Origin of the sequence: Nocardia goodfellowii, assembly GCF_017875645.1 — a bacterium.
GTDB classification, from domain to species: Bacteria; Actinomycetota; Actinomycetes; order Mycobacteriales; family Mycobacteriaceae; genus Nocardia; species Nocardia goodfellowii.
The window spans coordinates 7,227,922-7,246,562 of record NZ_JAGGMR010000001.1; the positions used below are offsets into that span (position 1 = coordinate 7,227,922).

Sequence of the window (18,641 nt, forward strand, 5' to 3'; positions counted from 1 at the left end):
CTCGCGCTGTGAACGGGCAGACAAAACCGACATCGATCTTTGCTCCACCGCGCGTCGCACCGGAAACGTCACCACCAGCGTCTATTTCAAGCAACCGCCAGCGTCCTTCTGCTTGCATCGCGTCGGCTCTTGACAGTTCTGGCCGCCCTCGGCAAGACGTGTCGATGTTCGAGCGGCGCTTGCACTCTCCGGCCCGTTCTTCTCGTCCTGGCAAGCCGAAGGCGGGCGGGCATGGTGATGTCGACCGTCTGTACCGCTCTGCCGGTTGAGCTACATCAGCCTTCGCTGCTGGCGGGACTCGAACCCGCATCTGTCCATTGCGAGTGGATAACCGATCGACTCCGGCCCGCACACCCTCGATTTGCCGTGCTCGAGAAACTGTAGATCGTTCCGAGCTGGACCTGCCACTGAATTTTCACCGCACTGCGGCGGCAGCGCATATGCCTTCGCAGGCGTATCCCCGAACTCGAAAGGAGTCGACCGTCGCAGCGCCGTAGAACACATGGCCTGTCAGCCCACCCAGCACGCCTGCCCCTGGACAGTAGACGTGCTCGCCTGCGGCATGTAGCTGTGAATCTGCCGATGCAGCTTGTGCGACGGCGGCTCCCGCCAGATCGCAGGAGGCTGCGGGGATCTCCGATATCGACCTGTTCAGTCCTTCGCGACAGCCAATGTGCAACGGCCCTCCGCACACTCCCTGCGCAGCCGTCCGCGCGAAAGCGTCTGCGCGAGACCGATCGCCCAGCAGGTCGGGCAGCCGCGAAGTGCCACGAACCCGACCGGTGCCAGTAGGAAGCTAAGTGGTCCGGTCACAGGCAGCAGAGCGAATGCTGCGATGAGGGCACCGAAGCCGAGGACTCCTCTCGCGAGGTGGCGAGGGACTGAGGTGCTGGCGAAGGTTTCGTCCCGCGTCAACATTTCTCGTCCCAGTACGAGTCGTGCAGTGAATGGTGCAGCGCGGTCCGGGCTCTGTGTAGCCGCGATTTCATCGCCGCGGCGCTCAGGCCGAGCAGCTCGGCGACCATTCGCCCGCTATAGCCCTGGATATCGCGCATCATCAGCACCTGCCGCTGATCGGCCGGCAGTGCCGCGATGGCCGCGGCGACCCGTTCGGCCTCGATTCGACGGAGCACATCGTCTTCTGCGGAGGGGGCGTCCGTGTCGGTCACCGGCTCGAAATGCCGTGCCCGCAACCGCAGTTGGCGCAGACATTCGTTGCGGACGATCCGGAACATCCACGACAGCAGAGCACCGGAGGCACGGAGTGTGCCGACTTTGCGATACAGGATGATCAACGCCTCCTGCGCCGCGTCCTCGGCGTCTTCGGGCGTCGCGCACAGCGAGTACGCGAACCGCCGGACGTGCGGATGGGACCCTGAGACCAGGGCGGCGACCGACTCCACGTTGCCCGCGCGGGCCGCTGCCACCAGATCCTCATCCGGCCAGCTCAACTCAGCCACGACGACCACTCCACCGGCGGAAAGCGACGACGCTGCACGTACACACAAGTACAGCACCGACGATGATCGCAGCGATAACCATGGGAACCTCCTGTTCACGTACCGGCGTGGTTGCCGGTACGTACATAAGAGGTGGTGACCGGGTGAAAGGATTCAGATCGATCAGTAGTTGTTCTCTACCACGGGCCACCTTTCGGCCCAGGCCATCGTGTTGAGGTTCCCACCCGTACCTCCGATCCCCACACCATGCGCTAGGAGCGCTTGGTCGAGTAGAAGGGACTCACACTCCTTGCCGCCTCTGCGCTCACATACCATTCGCGCGACTCGCGATCCTTATCTTCCTGCGGCCGAAGGGGTGCTGCCCTATGCTGGACGTTCTCCAAATGACCAGTACCTGCGGAAACGCTACTAACGGACTGGGCAGCGAGCGACCAGCTGGCCGCGGTAGCTGTCCCGACTGCACGACGACGGCTAGGTCGCAGGACGGTGATGTCTATCTTGGACATTCCCGCACCGATGGGGCGGTTCCGGGCAATCACCGTCGACGCGGTAGATTGCCAACCGAGAGTCCCAGTATTGCACGCGGATTTTCCTTTCTCGCAATAGGTTTCACGCTTGGGGGCTACCTGTGACACTTCGACCGTACCGCTCGACCGCCGACGCCATCGCCCGCTTTCCGTCAGAGGAAGAGCTACGGAAGGTTCCCCTCGAGGATCGGCTGTCCGCGATCATCGTTGCCGCAAGAGGGCAAGGGGCCGGCCCATCGGAACGGAAGTCGTGGGACGTGAGCCTGCCGATTCTCGCGAAGCTCTTGGTCGAGGCGAATCTCGGCCAAGTCGAAATGCTGATCGAGTATCCGATGCCGGAAACCGACGCGCGCGCCGATGTCGTACTCGCGGGGATACATCCAGAAACCGGTGCCGACAGCTATCTGGTGGTCGAGCTGAAACAGTGGGACGAAGCGGTGCCGGTGTGGGACACCGATCATCTGGTCCAGGGGCCCAAAACGCACGGGATCAAAGTCCATCCAGTCGCCCAGGTACGCGGCTACTGCACCTACCTACTGCAATACGTGGAGGTCCTGCGGACACCGCCGGCCACGTTGTATGGGATAGCCTATCTGCACAACGCTACCGAAGCTTCCGTTCGCAAGTTGCGTACCGCAGCTCCAGATGACCTGGGCCGGTTGTTCACCGGCGAGGAGCGTGAGGCACTCAAAGAGTACCTGCGCGGAAAACTCTCCACCGAATCGGGTGCCCCAGCAGGAAAACGGTTGCAGGATAGCCCAATTCAACCGAGGCAACAACTCACACAGATCGTAACCGCGGGACTTCGCGGAGAATCTCATTACTCGCTGATCGGCAATCAACTACTCGCCTACGAACATGTCGTCAACCAGGTCAAATTAGCATTCGAGGAAGACCAAAAGAAGGTGATCATCGTCACGGGCGGCCCCGGCACCGGAAAAAGCTTGATCGCCGCCTCGTTGGTCATGGACCTCCACGAAGAGTACAGGGTTCGTTTCTCGAGCGGATCCATTACCATCACCGAGACCATGCGAAGATTCGCCAGCAAGGTGAAACCTGGGCTCAAGAATTTATTTACATACTACCGGGATTTCTCTGGGGCTAAACCGAACTCGGTGGACGTACTGCTTTGCGATGAGGCGCACCGGGTCCGGAAGACGTCGACCTATCGTCGGCAAAAGAAGGAACTCCGGACCGATCGTCCACAGCTGGACGAATTGATGTCTGCAGCGCGGGTCCCGGTGTTCTTCCTCGATGAGCACCAAGTCATCCGCCCTGACGAGGTGGGGACGCTGGCAACGATCATGGCCCAGGCGGCCCGGAAGGGATACTCGGTACAGCACATCGAGCTCGACAAACAGTTCCGCAGCAGAGGAAGCGCGGCGTACCAGGACTGGGTGTTGCGGTTGGTCGGCTTACGAAGCGGTCCACCGGCTCTGTGGCAGGGAGACGACTTCGACGTACGGGTTGCGAGCTCACCACAGGAGATGGAAACTTTCCTTCGCGAAAAGAATCGCCGCGGGTACACAGCGCGAATAGCGGCGGGGTACTGCTGGCCATGGAGCGGAACCCGACCCGACGGTACGCTCGTACACGACGTGAAGATCGATGACTGGTCGATGCCGTGGAACAAGAAAGACCCCAAAGTGGGTGGCGAAGCACCACCTTCCGCACTGTGGGCAACCGATCCTCGTGGCTTCGGCCAAATCGGATGCATCTATACGGCGCAGGGACTCGAGTATGACTGGGCCGGAGTAATTCTAGGAGAAGACATTGTATTCGACGGCCGCTATCTAGCGGTGCGCAGGGAATTCAATCAAGATCCGGCACTCCGAGGAACGAAGAAAGAGCCATATTCCGACGCGCAGATAGAACGGGTCGTGCGCAACATTTACCACGTTCTATTGACTCGAGGAATGTTGGGCGTGGTCATTTATGCAGTCGACCCGGCTACGAGAAAGTTCATTTCGCAGTTGGCGGGCCCGCTCGGTTCGATCGGCCCGGCTACCTTCGACGCTCAGCCGGGAGTCGACATCGCGTGGCGACCGAAGGCTGACTGAGCCCGAACGAAGATCTTCCTACAAGCGACCGAAGTTCCTGATTTAAGTCGAGCGGTCCGGGATCCATCGACCCGGCGTAGATCCTCTCATCGCGTTCGGTTCCGTGGGTGTCGTCGAGGATCACCTCGGCGTACAAAAACCCCACCGCCCCAGCCCTGACCTTCTCCCCTGCCGAGCGGGACGCCTTCACCGCTCAAGTGCGCATTCGCTGAGCCGCTAGTGCCGCCGCCCCGGGCACCCAGGCGTGCACCTGCTCCAGATGGACGTACAAGACGTTCGGGTTGTGGTTATGCGGCCCATAGCCGCTCTGAGCGGTGACCAGCAGGTAAGCCCCCGGGGGTATGTGCCAGTTCCAAAACCAGGCGTCCTGGACCAGTCCGGTTTCGTGCCAACGAATTTCGGCCTTCGAGCCGCGTCGCGCCTGCTGGTAGACCCGGATGACTTGGATCAGATGGCCGCCACTGGTCGCCCGCTGGTGCAGAAGGCTTTCCCATTGGGCAGCCAATCGCGCCGTACGCTTGCCCGCAGATCGCACCCGAAGGGCGATAACGGCGCAGGTCAAGACAATCCCCATCAGTATCGCTCCGAGGGAGCCCACGCTGCCCATGACGGCGCAGATCAAGACGGCGCCTACGAGAATCGCTGCGACGGAGCCCATGCTGTCCATGATCGCGCTTCGGGGCACGCGTCACAATCGGATCGGTTTCCGGAACTTCCCGTCACGGCAGCCGGCCGAGGAACCGGCGGACCTGTGCCGCCTCGCCGCTTCCGGTGGTCGGCAGCCGCAGTAGCTGGAAGTTGTAACGCCGACAGATCTCGTTCTTCAGCTCGTCTCGGGCGCGCTGCTCCGGGACGGCCTCGTGTGCACTGAAGCCGTCGACTTCGATGGCGCCGACGTTCGCGTTGGTGATCCGGTTGAAGAGAACGAAGTCGAACGAGGATCGGTCTCGGACGAACGCGCGCTGCCGCTCGTCGAGCAGGTCCAATTCGGGCGGGAACACATGATGCAAATAGACCTGCCGGTGTACCGCCAGATGACTGAACAGAGGTTCAGCGATCACCCCCTCCAGCATGGCCAAGGCGATGTCTTCCGAGGGCACGTCCGTGCGGCCCCAGCGGATCCGAGGGTGTGCACGCCGACGCTGATTCAGCTCGGTGTACAGCAGGTCGAAGATCGACACGATGTCGCTGTCGATGACCGCGTGGTTCGGGTCGCGGTATCGGATGTAGCCGATCAGGTCGCGCAGGTACCGGCTCATCGGTAACTCGGAGTGATGGGTGACCAGAACGAACATGCGCATCGCCCGGGATACGGCCACATTGATCAGGTTCGGGTCGTCGGCAAACTGCAAGGCCCGCTGACTACTCGGTGAGTCGTCCAAGACCGTGGTCATGACAACCGCGTGCTTCTCCCTGCCCTGGAATTTGTGCACGGTGTCGGATTCGATGGCTTCGATCAGGGCCTCGGTCGCCTTGTCGGCCTGACGGCGGTACGGCGTGGTCACCCCAATTTGGTGCGACGGGATATCGGCGATCCACGGGAGGACCTCGTGCAGGATGATGTCAATCTCGCGCTGGTTGCTGCGCCCGTTCGACCTCGGGTCGTCGTCACCGTAGATGTGGCGCATATGGTTGCCAGGTTGGGTCCGGACCACTGCCATCGGGATGGAGCCCGGTGTACTACGGGTATAGGGAATCAGCTTGCCGCCGTAGAATGTTCGGTTGCAAAACCCGATGATGTCGGGATCGCACCGATAGTGTTCACGCAACATCCTGCGGGGTGCCTGATCGCGGTACAGGTCGATGATCGAGGACAGAACGCTGTGCCGGTAGTCGAAACCCGGATCGGGTGGGGGCGGCGGATCGACGCGGTCATTCGTGACCGGCGGGAGCTGCTCGAGGTCGCCGACCACAATCAGATTGCGGGCACAGGCCAATGCCGGACCTACGGTCACCAGATCCACCTGCGAGGCTTCGTCGATGATCAAGTAATCCAGCAGAGCCGAGGGACCGATGCTTTTCTGGAGCGAATGACAGGTGCTCAGGATCAGTGGGTAGTCGCCGGCGAACTCACTGAACTGCTTGACGTACCGCCAGTCGTAGACTTTGCGCGAGACCGAGCCGTATCGAGTGCACAACGCCTCCTGCAGCAATATCCGTGACAGGTTCGCCTGTTCGGCCAACAGTTCGTCGAACTTCTTACCCTCCAGCATTTTTGTGAGCTGCTGGTCTCGTCGCTCGAGTTCGGCGATTTTCTTCTCGTAGTACAGGCGCTCGATCCGCAGCACGACATCGACGTCGCCGGCATCGACCATGCGGAGCGCCCGGTATTTGAAGTAGCGATTCATCGCGCCGACGATCCGGCCCCAGCCGGTGTCGCGGATCCATTGCGGATCGGTGTCGCGGATGAAATCGAGCAGCTTGCCGGCACTGTAGCGGCGCAGCAGCGGCAAATCTGCGGCGTCCGGGACTTCGTGGCGGTCGAAGAACGACTGGAAATGCCTTTTTTCCAGCTGGAATGCGTGCAGCTGATGTCGCAGTTCGGCCCGCAGGCGATCGTGTTCCAGCAGCGTGGCGAGACGGCTGTTCACCTTGTCCAGTTGGGCGGCGGCGTCCGCGGCAGGTGCGAATCCCGCGCGCAGCATCGCATCGACTGCCGCGTTACGCGGGCCTTGACCGTTGAAGAACTCGTCCCGCTTGGCGGAGCGCCCGAGATTGGCGGCCACGATCCCGAAGCCTTCCTTGGTCAGCTTCTCGAAAACGTTGTCCACTGCCGAGTTGCTGAACGACACCACGCCCACCGTCGCACCGGGGCGGCAGACTATCGAGGCGATGATATTGAGGATCGTCTGCGTCTTCCCCGTTCCCGGCGGGCCGTCGATCACCGAGATCGGATAGCGCAGCGCGTTGAGAACCGCCGCACTCTGGCTGATATTGGTACGGAACGGGTAGAGCGGCAGCGGTATCTGATCAGCCGGTCGCGGTTCGATCGGTGCTTGCTCGAGGATGCGGGCCAGTGCACTCTCGGAATGCACGAACTCCAGGCACTTGTGGTTTCGGAGCAGCACATCGGACAGTTGCGCCGCAACACCGCGCCAGTACGCCAGCACATCCTGGGCGCGGGGGGTCGCGGCGCCATTCGGCAGCACCTCGACCTGATCGGCACGGTAGACCTGCCATCCACCAGCACTTTTCAGCACATGCCACCACGATCCAGCCTGCGGTGGGCCGGTGAACAGGTACGCCTCGGTCGCATCTACCGCGGACCCGTCGGCGAACAATCGTGTGTGCGGTCCCAGGGAGACCGGCGTCGGCCGGTCGAGGATCACCACTCGATCCCAGCCGAAGGGGTAAGTCTTGGACCCACCGAACCGCACAAACGCCCGATCCGGACGCGGGTCGAATACGGAGATCTCCAGGGTCTTGTCCTCGGGGACCCTCTCCCGATGAATGACAATCGCCGTTTTCCGCGGATCAAGCATCGCGCCCCCTCGCTGCCGCTGCTGGAGTAGAAATTCTACCGTTTCCACTCAGTTCCTTTGCGGCACTGGGGCGTCGACCCGGGCGCGGCGTGGCAGCACGGTTCATCCCTTTCGCCTCACCCCGGCAGCAACTCACGCCCATCCCAAGTAAACCGCGCCGTCGTCACCGCATCATCCCCATCCCCCGTCAGGATCTGATGTATCCCGATCCCACTCAACTCCGCGTACGTGCACCATTCATGGTCGGAGGTGAGCATGAGGTCCAGGTCCAAAGCTGACAGCAGCGCGAAAATCTGGCCGCGGTTCACCGTGTCCACACCGACGAAGACCTCGTCGAGCAGGATGGCCCGAGGCGCGGACGGTGCCGCCTGGTAGTGCGCGGCTACAGCGGCGAACAGAGGAAGGTGCAGGGCGATTGCCTTCTCGCCGCCTGAGAGCGCGCCGTGCAGCTTCTTGGTCAGCTCCTTGTAGCCCTCGCCGTTGCCCCGATCGATCTTGACGACGAACCGGTGCCATGCCGTGTAGTCGAAGACCTGGGCCAGTTGTTGTTCCCAACTCGCCGCCGTGTCATCTGCTTTCGCTTCCTCGATGCGGTCGCGCAGGAACCGGTGCAGGGAGTCGCGGTCGGCGTCGCTGAGCCGGATCGGGTCCTTCAACAACAGGTCACGGGCGGCCTTGGTGCCGGGTGGGAGGTCTTGGCGTACTTGCCAAACCAGTTGGACGGCAACGTTGGACGCGGTGCGGACCCGTTCCAGGCGGGCGTTCATACCGTCGACGAGGTCGTTGGCTTGGCGGATGCGGGCGGCGAGGTGGCGGCGGGTGTCGCCGGTGAGGGTTTGGTCGAATAGTTCGCGTTCCCGTTCGGTGATTTCGTTTTTGGACTGGTCGGCTTCGGCGGTCAGGATTTTGAGGAGTTCGGCGCAGCCGACGCGGATGCCATCGACGACGGCGGTGAAAACCTGGATGTCGTTGTCGGTTTCGAGGTCGAGGTCGGCGCGGCTGGACAGCGCGGTGCGGCATTCGTGGACGGAGTCGGTCAGCCTGCGCAGGGCCTCGCCCAGGTGCGCGGGTTCGTGCGGGATGGTCGGCCAGGCCGCGGCGATCAGGCGGGCGGCGTTGCGGGCCGCGCGGACGCCTTCCGAACCGGACAGGGTTTCGCGAAACGTTTCCAGGTCGGGGATCGCGCTGTCGGCGGGGAAGGTGCCGCTGGCCACATGCCGGAAGCGGGCTGTGAGGTGGTCGCGGTTCGTGGCGGCTCGGTCGCGGGCGTCGATGTCGGCGTAATGCTTGGTTTTCAGGCTGCCGAGTTCGCCAGCGAGTTGAATGATGGTGGCGCGGTTGGCCTCGATGCTGTCGGTGAGTTGGTCGATTCTGGTTCGGAGCTGGTCGATTTCGGCGAGCACCTCGCGGTAGTCGCGGCCGACGGAACCTTCGATGGCTTCGAGTTCGGTGGCGAGCGCGCGGTGTTCGTCCGCGGCGGTGGTGGCGGCCTCGGCGGCGGCAACGGCGGCTGCCGCGGATTCTTCGGCGCGGCCGGCGCGGTCGGCGGTGATGCGACGAGCAGCGGCAAGGGCGCGGTGGGCGTCGAGCCAAGTTTCGGATTGGCCGGCGAAATCGTCTATGGCATTGCCGAGCGCGGTGAGCGCGCCGCGCTCGGTGGGCAGCGCGGTTTCGGCCGCCAGCACGGACAGCGCGTGTAGTGCTTGTTTGACCTCGGCTTCCTTGGCGGCCAGACCGGCCACCCGCGCGCGCACCTGACCGTCTGCACTGCGGACAGCGAATTCCGTTCGAGTGACCTCGTTTTCGGCTGCGATGAGCAGATCGCGGGCTGGCAGCGCGGCGCGCTCCAGGCCGATGAGTTCCCGCTGCATCGTCAACTGCTGGTGCTCGTCCCGCAGCGTTGCCAAGGTCTGCTCGTGGACCGTGATCGCTGCGCCGAGTTCGCGGATCCGATGCTGACGCGCCCGCTCCCGGGTGGCTGCGCCGATGTAGGCAGCCTGTCTTTTGGACCAGCTACCGGTGAGATTGCCTACGCGCCATGAGCCATCGGCGCTGACAGCGACAACTGAATCGGCAGGCAGCTTCTCGCCGAAGGCGATTGTGCTGAGCAAGCGGTGCACGGCGTCGGTATCCACCCCGGTGTCCGGAACGGGGACAAGCACTTCGGCCAACGATCGCCCGTATACGGGCGCCAGCGTGGTGTGGTCTGCGAAGAGGTCGTGTCCTTCGATATCGCCGCGTGGACCGACCCAGGCATCCAACAGCCCGGCCGACTCCAGCGCCGCCTCGATCGCCGCGGCGGCGGGCAGGTCCGCGGCGAAGTCGACGAGACGCCACAGTGGAGCGCCTGCTCTTCGGGAGCGGTCCGCGGTCCGCCAAATCGGGGCCGCCGGCGGAATATCCTGCTCGGATTCCAGCCGGGCCCGGTCGGCGACCAGTTCATCACGAGCCCCTTCGGCAGCACCGATCCGCTGCTGACACAGTGCGATTCGTACACTGACAGTCTCGGAAGCGGCCGTGACCGCCGTACTCACCATGTCGATCAGGGCGGGTCCGCGGCTGGCCAGTTCGGCAACTGCCGCCGGATCCGGGAACGAGAGCGCGCGACAGCCGACGGCCCACTCCCGCAGTCGATCACGCAACGCCTCGAGTTCATCCTCGCGTTGCTGCACTGCTTTTCGATTGGCGTCGTTGGCCTCGATGAAAGCTGTTCTTGCGGAGTCGAGTTCATGTTCTGCCTCGGTGCGGGCGTCCACGGCGCGCTCGTGCCGGTCGAAAGCCGAAGCCATGGCCGTCAACTGGTCTCGCCTGCCCCGGACTGCACCGCGCAGCAGGGCACGCGCGCCGTCGGATTCCGGGTCGCCGGCGAGTTCGCCGTAGACGGCAGCCATACCCACTCGATGCGCACTTTGCTGGACATCCACACCACAGGCGATGGCATGGCCTTCGTACTCCCGCTCATCTTCGAGGGCGGCGGCGTGCTGGGCGGAGTCGGTGGCGGCTCTGCCCCTTTCACGCTGCGCGGCAGCCTCGGAGTCGAGCGCCCGCCGGTGCGCGCCGCGGGTCTGTTTACGGAGTTCGTCGAGCCGCAAACCTTGTTTGTAGGCTTCGGATTTCATCAACCCGTCGCGCCTGGATCGCGCACTCGACAGGTCCGAATTCTGCGCGGCCAGCAACTGCTCGGCCTCGGCCTTCCGCGACCCGGTCTGCCCGAGATCGTCAGCGGATTGCTTTGCGGCGGTGGACAGTTTGTCCAGTTCCGAGGTGACCGTCAGCAGTGCGGCCGCCCCGGCGCGCAGTACCCGCTGGGCGTAGGTGCGTTGCTGCCGGGCGAGTGTGCCGGTCGCCTTGACCTCCGCGTCCAACCGAACCAGGCGCTCGCGTTGTGCATCGAGTCGCTCGAACCCTTCTGCCAGATCGGCGATTTCGGTCTGCCCGAGCGGCGGCAACGCCCGCGAAAGCAACGTCGACAGCAGCGCCGGATCCAGTCGCTGCGACAGCTTGGGCGTGCGCAACTGCAGCAGCGCGGTGATCAACGCGTCGTAGCGCTGCTCGGTCAGGTTCGGAAACAACGTCGAACGCACCCGGTCGCGATACTCGGACGCGCTCTCGCACACCTTGCCGTGGGCGCCGATCCGGTCCGCGAGCGCGGCCCGGGTCAGCGGGCGTCCGGCATCGGTCAATTCCAGAGCACCGATCCGCAACTCGGTGGTGAAGTAGTCCGCCTGCACGGTGGTGGTGCGGCTGGTGGCCTGCAGACGCGCACCGCAGGTGAACCACCGATCCGCCAGCCGGAACTCCAGCCACACGTATCCGACGCGCGTCGCTCCGGTTGTGCCCTCCCCCATCATGTTCCAGTGCATGCTGCGCTCGCCGGTGCCGAAGGTCGACAGTCGGTTGGCGCGCAGGCTGGCATCAAAAAGGAACGGCAGCAACAACTCCAGCGCTTTGGATTTGCCGCTGCCGTTCGGGCCGCGCAGCAGCAACCTGCCCTCGTGGAACTCGAAGACCTCGTCGTAGTAGCGCCAGACGTTGAGGATGCCCGCGCGGGTGGGCACCCACCGCGGCTCGGCAATGGTCATTGTGCTTCCTCGCCTTCGACAGACGCGCGGATTTCACCGACGCGATACCGCCACGCCGCCGGCCGCGGGATCACCAGTCCAGCCGATGTCGTGCGGACCAGTCCGAACGCGACCAGCGTGGCCACCGCGTCCGAAGCCAACTCCTGCGCGCCGTTGTCTCCGCGATAGGTGCGCGCCCAGCGTGGAAAGCGTTCCAGGATTTCTGCGGCTGGCCGCGCCAGTTGCTCGACGGTGGTCGGCCCGGGCATCGTGTCCAGCATGAGCAGTGCCGCCACCTTGGCGGTGGCCGCATCGTCGGGGAACTTGTTGTCGGTCGCGATCGCGTCCGGATCGACGAACAGCACGCCCTCCGCCCGCTCCTCGAGCACGAACCCCCCTTGCTCCGCGGCGTTGCGGAGCAGTCGCCGGCCGGTGGGCGAGGCGATATAGGCGTGTTCGTCCGCGCTGAGATCCTCGAAATACACCACCGGGTCGTCGACCAGGCGCCGAAAGACACTGTGCCGCAACCAGAGATTCCGTTGCACTTCGGACACCGCGCTGCTGTCGGCATGCTTGCCCGACAACGAACTCGCCAGCCCGTACCGGCGCTCCCGCGTGAGCTCGCTCAGCACTCCGTCGAACCGCAGCGGCACCTCCGCCGCGGGTACACCGAGCTGGGATGGCCCCACCGGTGTAGCCAGCAGGCGCAGCAGCAAGGTCGTGTCGACCCGGAAAAGCACCTTGGCCGTATCGGATTCGACGTATGCCTCGGCCAAGCCGTCGACGGCGTCGAGCACTCCGAAGGACTCCAGGAGCCGCACGACGTCCACGAAGGCCATGCGTTCGGAGCGGCTGCTGCTATCGAAGTTCGTCAGCATCGGATCTTCTGCGGTGGCCGCGCGGATCTTGGCGGCGAGCAGCCCGATCGTGGTCACCGGCGCCGCGAGAAGTTCGGCGGCAACCACGCAGAGCAGCACGTAGCGTCGGCGATCGAATTCTGCACGGGTGGAGCGAATTCGGCGCGCAGGGCGGGTCGGATCGAGCACCGGCCGCACCTTCGCCAGGCGTGCGTAGCCCAGGCGCGGCTCGACGGTCAACACCCATCCGCAGTAGTAATCGAACCATCTCACGATCGGGTCCCGCCGGCGGCGGATGATGTCGAAGATCTCCGGTGCGGTGCGTTCGGTGACGAGCGGGTCGGCCAGCAGATGCCGTACGCCGCGGGTGATCTCTTCTCGCTCGGCGATCACCAGCTGATTAGCGAGCTCACTCACACGCCACTCCTACCCGGTGCGCTGATCTCCACGATGTAGTCCGGTCCGCGGAACAGCCCGAGCGGCGTCTTCAGTTCGCAGATCCCGCTCGCGGCGGGGCGGAGCAGGATCTCGATCCGGCCGTCGGTGGTGGTCCCACGCCGGGTGCCGGTCGAGTCCGGCGCGTTGCCCAGTGCTCGACCGAGCAACTCCAGCAACCGCTCGAAGACGCCGTGGTCGAGATCGCCGAAGACCGAAAGACGCACAGCGCCCGCAGTGTCCAGCATGTCCCAGGCCGCCTGCAGTTCGGCCCGTTCGACCGCCGCTCGTGCCGCACGCTCCCGTTTGATTGCCGCGACATCCGGTATCGCGCCGGTCCGGCCGATCCGTGCGGTGCGTCCAGCGGCACGCAGCAGCGGCGAAACCTCCACCGCGGGCGCTTCTCCCCACCGGGCGGTCCAGCTCACCGACTCCGGATCGGGATGGGCCAGATGCGCATGCCGCGCTGAACTCAGGCCGAAGGCGGTGGACCACAGCCGATGCAGATCGCGCTGTTCCGGCAGCACCGAAAACCAGCGGGCCAGCTCCCGGAAGTCGGCAACCGCGCTACTGGAACGCCTGCGCGACTCGGTGATTCGATCAAGCACCTGTAGCAGGGTGACGATCGCCTTCCGCCCGACCTGCCGCAGCTGGTCGATGCGCGGGGCGGTGCCGTCCCGGGGAAGGAACCACGCCCGCAGCCCATCCCAGCGCGCCCGCCGAAGACCCAACCACGCCAGGCCGGGATCCACGCCGGTCAACTTCGGGAGCTCGGCGCCTTGCAGAGCACGCTGGTGCAGGCGGGCTACACCGTGGTCCTCGACCGCTTGCACCCGAGCGGCGATAACATGCCCGCGAAGTTCGATATTGGTGAGGAATTCCTCGAGATAGGCCACTGTCGCTGCCTTGACCTCATGGAACACCCCGCGATCGACGCCCTCGGCCCGCATCAACCGCTGCAGTTCGCCGTTGAACTGTTTGGTGTTGGTACGCAACGCCTCCAGGTGGCCTTCGAGCTCCATCAGTACGGTGAATATGCGGCGATTCGTACCGGATTCCAACTCCTGCAGCAGGGTGCCGAGCTTGTCTCCGATCGCGTCGAGCACGGCGGTTTGTAGCGCGCCGGAGGACGCGAGCACCGTTATCGCATGCAGCACACCCGCAAACGCGGCCTCGCCCTGCCTGGTCAACGAGTACTGCAGATTGCGACGTTCGTATTCGGTTGCGGTGCGGTAGTTTTCAGAGTGATTCTGGATGACGTCAACCAGGTTCCAGCTTCGCAACTGGTCCAGCGCCTTACCCAGCTCCTCATCCTCGACGGACTCCAGCCAGCCGACAGTCCGCAGCCGAGCCCGCACCTCGTCGATGCCGAGCGCGGTCTCCAATCGTTCGTTCGCCTCACCGAAGGCGTGCAGGATCGACACGTACAGACCGGCCCGGTCGCCGCTGGTGAAGCGGAACATCTCGGGCGGGACGCGGATCGGATCCATAGCGGCGCTCTCTCGATCGATGTCTCGGCTGCCACGATATCCGGCGCAACCGACAGCTACGGTGCGATATCGGCGAGCAGGAACTCGACGACACGTTCTTCTGGCACCGCTCGGCCGTGGCGTTGCATGTGCCCTGCCAGGTCGTCATCCCACGGCACCGCGGTCACCCGGCCGACCGGCGGGCCCCCACCGGCCGCCTGCAGATAGTCCGCGCTGCTCATCCGCCACGGTGACGCGCCGAGGCGGGCCACCACGTTCGCCGCGATCCGCAATCCTTCACCATCGAAATCGCCGTGATAGCGCAGCTCGGCGCCGGCCTGCGTGAGCATTTCGAGCAGCCGCACGCCCGCACTACTCGGCCACCCGGATATGCACACCAGCGGCGGACAACGAGCACCGAATCGCTTGAGTGCCATGGCTAGGACGCTCGGATTCTCGACCACCCAGACGACGTCCGCGGCGACCTCCACCCGGCCTGCAGCACGCAATTGTTGCAAAGTCAGGACCCCGGCGATCCCAGCGTCGGCACACAATCCGAGCAGCTGGCCAGCCACCGAGCCGGCACCTGTCGGCCGTCCGGCGACCAGCACCGTCGAGGACAATTCATCGTCGGCGACGCCGGCGCGCTCCCACAAGGCTCGTAACTCGGTCGCATCCCGCGGGGCCGGGCAATCGAACAGAGCAGTCAACGCGCGAACCACCATGGAGTGCAGGCGGGTGCCATCGTCCAGGTCGTGCGGGTCGGCCAATAGGTTCTCCGCGAAGATTGGCAAAGGTGTTCCTGCACTGGGCAATACCCGCAGCACCGACAGCGCACGCGCTAGTTCGACTCTGGTCCGCTCAGCGGATCCTCCGATCAAACCGGTGCGCCGCATGGCCTCCGCCCAATCCCGCAAAGCCGGCTGCGAGCGTACAACTTCATGATCGGAGAGCCACTCCCACAATTGATTTCGTTCGCGCTCGGCCCACTGACGTTCGGCCGCCAGGTCTCCGATCGGCCCGATGAGCTTTGTCACGACAGCACGCGAATCCGATCCGGTCGCTGCGCGCAGCACGGTGTCCAGTTCCGCCAGTCCGACGTTCCGATACTCCCCGGGTAATCGAGGCAACCCGAACAGATCTGCGAGCGCCTCCTGCTGACGGAGGTCCAGGGGGCCGACCTTCACCCGCTGCACCGGACGCCCCGTGGACAACCGCCGGTGCAGCACCTCCCACAATGGCGCCAGATGAGGGGACAGCTGGTGGACTGTCCGGCGCATCGAGGAATCCATCGCGCTATTCTCGCGCAGGGTCAGCAGCGCGGGGTCAGCAAATCATCCAGCCTCCGACTACCGCACAGGATCTCGCCCGCGAGTCAGCGTGCAATGCCCGTCGTTGCACGCTCGACGCAACCGTCCGCGCGAGATCGTCTGAACGAGACCGATCGCCCAGCAGGCAGGGCACCCGCGCACCGCGACGAGCCCGAGCGGTGCCACAGCAGGCTCACCGGTCCCCTCACGGGCGTCAGCGCGAACGACGCGATCAACGCGCCGAGTCCGACGAATCCGACGAATCCTCTGACGAGGTGCCGGGGCACGGACGCACTGGCAAAAGTGCGTTCCCCGGTCCTCATTTCAAGTCCGACGGGTCACTCAGCGCGCTCTGCAGTGCGGCTTGATCATGTACCGGCCTGGTTGCCGGTACGCAGACTAGAGGGTCTGGCTCGGTGAAAGGATTCAGCAGTTCGCGGCGAGCAGTTGACGTTCCAGTCTGCGGATGCGAGTTTCGAGGCCGGAGTGCTGGCTCGTGTTGGACTGGCTCAGTTCGCGTTCGGCGCGGTCGAGGGCAAGGCGGAGGGCGAGGCAGCTTTGCGATTGGGTTCCGGTGAGGGCCGGGGCGGCGGTGGCCGCCGGCAGTGCGATGGTGAGGGCAGTTGCGGCGGCAAATGCTCCGGCGAGAATACGGATTGCGGTGACAGACATGGGTCTCCTGACATTTCGAGGGGCTGTCTTCGATGATGTCGTTGGTCCGGATGCCTTACCACCCACCCTGGGGTGCGGGAATGCCAACCTGTCCTCGCGCCGAGGAGGCTGCGTAACATCCGATCTCACTCGGACTTTGCGCCATGCCCTTCCGCTGTCGAGGACCGCTCCTCCAATATCGCGCGGATCTCCCGCAGCTGCGACTTGATCTCCTCCTGCTCCTCGTGTTTGAACGCATCGTTGTCCACGATGAGTTTGCTCGCGAAGTGGGCGGTGATCAGCGGGATGACAAGCAGCACCATGATCGAGATGAGACCGCCTGCCAAGAACCTGCCCGCCGCGGAATTGGGATACAGGTCGCCGTAGCCGACGGTCGACGCGGTGACCACCGCCCACCAGATCGCGTCGCCAAAGGATTTGTTTTCCTCGAACGACCAGAACAGCAGGGCGCTGACGAAGATCAGGGTCAGATAGGTGCCCAGCAATGCTTTGGGTGAGTTGGTGGCCGTCAGCAGGACATGCTTCAACAATTTCATCGCTACATGGTGCACTGCGCGAGCACCATGAGCGATCAGTTGAGCATATTCGCGAGCGACCGGTCACGAGTGGGGACCATACTGTTGCTGTATAGGTAATTACCTGCCGTGCATGGTCCCATCGGGCAAGTCAGCCTCCGAAAAGCCACCGCGTATGAATCGATCTACCCCGTCCTGACTACCCAGTTCGGCCCGGAGCAACGGGTTGCGAAGAGAGCGCACAAGCCGGGCAGCGAGAATAGAAAGAACCGCGAGCCCTGCGGTCCAGTCATCGTCGAGCGATGCCAAGAAGACCCGGGAGACCCGCCCATACCGGTGCCTCACCAGTCACGGTCTCCCAGATCAAGCTCAACGGCATCGGGAGGATGACCAGCCCCATCACGAACGGCGCTACCGCATACCTGGGCGGGCGTGAACATCGCGAGTCCCGCGCACTCCCGAAATCACCTCGCGAGGCCCCACTCTCGCCGCGACGACAAAGGCGGCAAATAGTGGTATCAATCTCCCCGATCGACCGGCACGTCAAGCGCTCGCAGACCTGATCCCGGCCTCGGACGCACCCTGCACAGCCTGAATGACTTTCGGCACCAACCCGACCATGGTCGAAGCCTCTTTCGCCGCCGCGGCCAAGATTGCCGATAGCTTCGTGCCCGCGCCCGAGATACTGAATACGGCACGGGCGACAACTGCGGGGGAAGCCGTCCCCCCAGTGGCGATGATGATGGCAGCGGCCTCGACCAGCACGCCGGCCAGCCAGTTCAGGAGTTCGACCACCACCCCACGAACGCCCTCGACCATATCCCCGAGCGCAGCATTTACTTTGGCGAGTGAGCTGGCCAGCGAGGACTGAGCTTCGATGTCCGCCATAAAAGCGTCAGCCTTGGTCTTGTAGGCCGACCCCGCCGCGCCAGCCCATTCGCTGACATCCTTCTCGAGTTCCGTGTTCCAAGTCTCGGCTGCCTTGGTCAGCGTCTCAGAGATACTTTCCCAGGACTTGGAATAGGCTTTGACCATGTCCGGGTTACCGGTTACCGAGTCGAGCGCTTTACGCAACGGTTCGACGTTATCCAGCATCCAGCCCATCAGCAGGGAACCTACAATATTGAAGGGGTCGAACTTCGCCAGGGGGACCCCCATAGCCATGCGCTGCCGATACTCCAGCACGTCTGTCACAGCGACGGCGACGCCAGAGGCTTTCAGGGCCGCTCCGTACAGGTTCCTGACCGGATCCTCGCCATTCGCAGCTTCTTTGAGCAGACCGATCCCTTCCCATGCGTCGCCCAGTGGCGTCGCTTTGAGGAGACCTGGCTCGGCACCGTCACTGTTGATCCTGGGGAGCAGAGCCTTGTCGTCGTAGCCGTAGGCCTTGTTGTGATCGACATTCTCGTCGATCAGGTCATTACTCTCCGGGGCCGCGGTATCGTTGAACGGCATAGTCCCCTCCCCTATTTGATCTGGTTTTGCTGACTCTCGATCGCCGCCTTGCGGGCAGCGTCGAGGTTTTCGAAGGTATCCGCGCAATGCCGTAGCGTTTTCGGCAATGCCTCAGTCGTTTCGACGATCTTCTGCAGACTGTCGGTTATCCGGTTGTGCAGCGAGCTGACCGTCAGGTCCGCGAACCCACCGACGAACCACCCGTAGCCGTCATCCAACTCGGCCAGATAGTCCGCAGCTTCCTTGGCTTTACTGACGTTTTCGAGCGTCGACTCGACCGCGCCGGCGTGCGTGCGCACCTTCTCTGGATTGACTACGACGTCATCGCTGTTCCACAT

At 64.0% G+C, this 18,641-nt stretch carries 12 protein-coding genes; 1 reads left to right on the plus strand and 11 read right to left on the minus strand.

Annotated features, from left to right (window positions below; all coding sequences use genetic code 11):
- Window positions 1–911: 911 nt before the first annotated feature.
- On the minus strand, window positions 912–1,460 hold the full coding sequence (locus BJ987_RS33485; protein WP_209897042.1) for an RNA polymerase sigma factor: 549 nt from the start codon (window positions 1,458–1,460) through the stop codon (window positions 912–914).
- Window positions 1,461–2,088: 628 nt separating this feature from the next.
- Here BJ987_RS33485 and BJ987_RS33490 point away from each other — a divergent pair.
- Window positions 2,089–4,047, plus strand: coding sequence for a DNA/RNA helicase domain-containing protein (locus BJ987_RS33490; protein ID WP_307869835.1), 1,959 nt, complete (start codon window positions 2,089–2,091; stop codon window positions 4,045–4,047).
- A gap of 193 nt (window positions 4,048–4,240) precedes the next feature.
- On the opposite strand, the gene BJ987_RS33500 is transcribed toward BJ987_RS33490, so the two are convergent.
- From BJ987_RS33500 to BJ987_RS33545, 10 genes are all read right to left on the minus strand, one after another.
- Window positions 4,241–4,705 carry a hypothetical protein gene (locus BJ987_RS33500; protein ID WP_209897044.1) on the minus strand — a complete coding sequence of 155 codons (465 nt, stop codon included), beginning with the start codon at window positions 4,703–4,705 and terminating at the stop codon, window positions 4,241–4,243.
- 61 nt (window positions 4,706–4,766) lie between these two features.
- Window positions 4,767–7,529, minus strand: a complete 2,763-nt coding sequence (locus BJ987_RS33505) for an AAA domain-containing protein (RefSeq protein WP_209897045.1) — start codon at window positions 7,527–7,529, stop codon at window positions 4,767–4,769.
- Window positions 7,530–7,645: 116 nt separating this feature from the next.
- Window positions 7,646–11,611 carry a TIGR02680 family protein gene (locus tag BJ987_RS33510; RefSeq protein WP_209897046.1) on the minus strand — a complete coding sequence of 1,322 codons (3,966 nt, stop codon included), beginning with the start codon at window positions 11,609–11,611 and terminating at the stop codon, window positions 7,646–7,648.
- Entirely contained in the window at window positions 11,608–12,864 is a 1,257-nt protein-coding gene (locus tag BJ987_RS33515; RefSeq protein WP_209897047.1) for a TIGR02678 family protein, read from the minus strand. The genes BJ987_RS33510 and BJ987_RS33515 overlap by 4 nt, the downstream gene beginning before the upstream one ends.
- Entirely contained in the window at window positions 12,861–14,372 is a 1,512-nt protein-coding gene (locus BJ987_RS33520; RefSeq protein ID WP_209897048.1) for a TIGR02677 family protein, read from the minus strand. The genes BJ987_RS33515 and BJ987_RS33520 overlap by 4 nt, the downstream gene beginning before the upstream one ends.
- A gap of 56 nt (window positions 14,373–14,428) precedes the next feature.
- Complete coding sequence (locus BJ987_RS33525; protein WP_209897049.1) at window positions 14,429–15,643, minus strand: TIGR02679 family protein; 1,215 nt, start codon at window positions 15,641–15,643, stop codon at window positions 14,429–14,431.
- A 444-nt stretch (window positions 15,644–16,087) separates the two neighbouring features.
- Window positions 16,088–16,333, minus strand: coding sequence for a hypothetical protein (locus BJ987_RS33530; RefSeq protein WP_209897050.1), 246 nt, complete (start codon window positions 16,331–16,333; stop codon window positions 16,088–16,090).
- A gap of 125 nt (window positions 16,334–16,458) precedes the next feature.
- On the minus strand, window positions 16,459–16,869 hold the full coding sequence (locus tag BJ987_RS33535) for a potassium channel family protein (protein WP_209897051.1): 411 nt from the start codon (window positions 16,867–16,869) through the stop codon (window positions 16,459–16,461).
- Window positions 16,870–17,391: 522 nt separating this feature from the next.
- Window positions 17,392–18,303 (minus strand): WXG100-like domain-containing protein, encoded by a 912-nt coding sequence (locus BJ987_RS33540; RefSeq protein ID WP_209897052.1) that lies wholly within the window; start codon window positions 18,301–18,303, stop codon window positions 17,392–17,394.
- 11 nt (window positions 18,304–18,314) lie between these two features.
- A complete protein-coding gene (locus tag BJ987_RS33545; RefSeq protein WP_209897053.1) occupies window positions 18,315–18,641 on the minus strand; it encodes a type VII secretion target in 327 nt (108 codons plus the stop codon).

Excerpts from the sequence above, each read along its gene's own strand:
- BJ987_RS33525 (WP_209897049.1), bottom strand. The coding sequence starts at position 15,643 with ATGGATTCCTCGATGCGCCGGACAGTCCACCAGCTGTCCCCTCATCTG.
- BJ987_RS33535 (WP_209897051.1), bottom strand. The coding sequence starts at position 16,869 with ATGAAATTGTTGAAGCATGTCCTGCTGACGGCCACCAACTCACCCAAA.
- BJ987_RS33505 (WP_209897045.1), bottom strand. The coding sequence starts at position 7,529 with ATGCTTGATCCGCGGAAAACGGCGATTGTCATTCATCGGGAGAGGGTC.
- BJ987_RS33500 (WP_209897044.1), bottom strand. The coding sequence starts at position 4,705 with ATGGGCTCCGTCGCAGCGATTCTCGTAGGCGCCGTCTTGATCTGCGCC.
- BJ987_RS33510 (WP_209897046.1), bottom strand. The coding sequence starts at position 11,611 with ATGACCATTGCCGAGCCGCGGTGGGTGCCCACCCGCGCGGGCATCCTC.
- BJ987_RS33520 (WP_209897048.1), bottom strand. The coding sequence starts at position 14,372 with ATGGATCCGATCCGCGTCCCGCCCGAGATGTTCCGCTTCACCAGCGGC.
- BJ987_RS33545 (WP_209897053.1), bottom strand. The coding sequence starts at position 18,641 with ATGTGGAACAGCGATGACGTCGTAGTCAATCCAGAGAAGGTGCGCACG.
- BJ987_RS33540 (WP_209897052.1), bottom strand. The coding sequence starts at position 18,303 with ATGCCGTTCAACGATACCGCGGCCCCGGAGAGTAATGACCTGATCGAC.
- BJ987_RS33530 (WP_209897050.1), bottom strand. The coding sequence starts at position 16,333 with ATGTCTGTCACCGCAATCCGTATTCTCGCCGGAGCATTTGCCGCCGCA.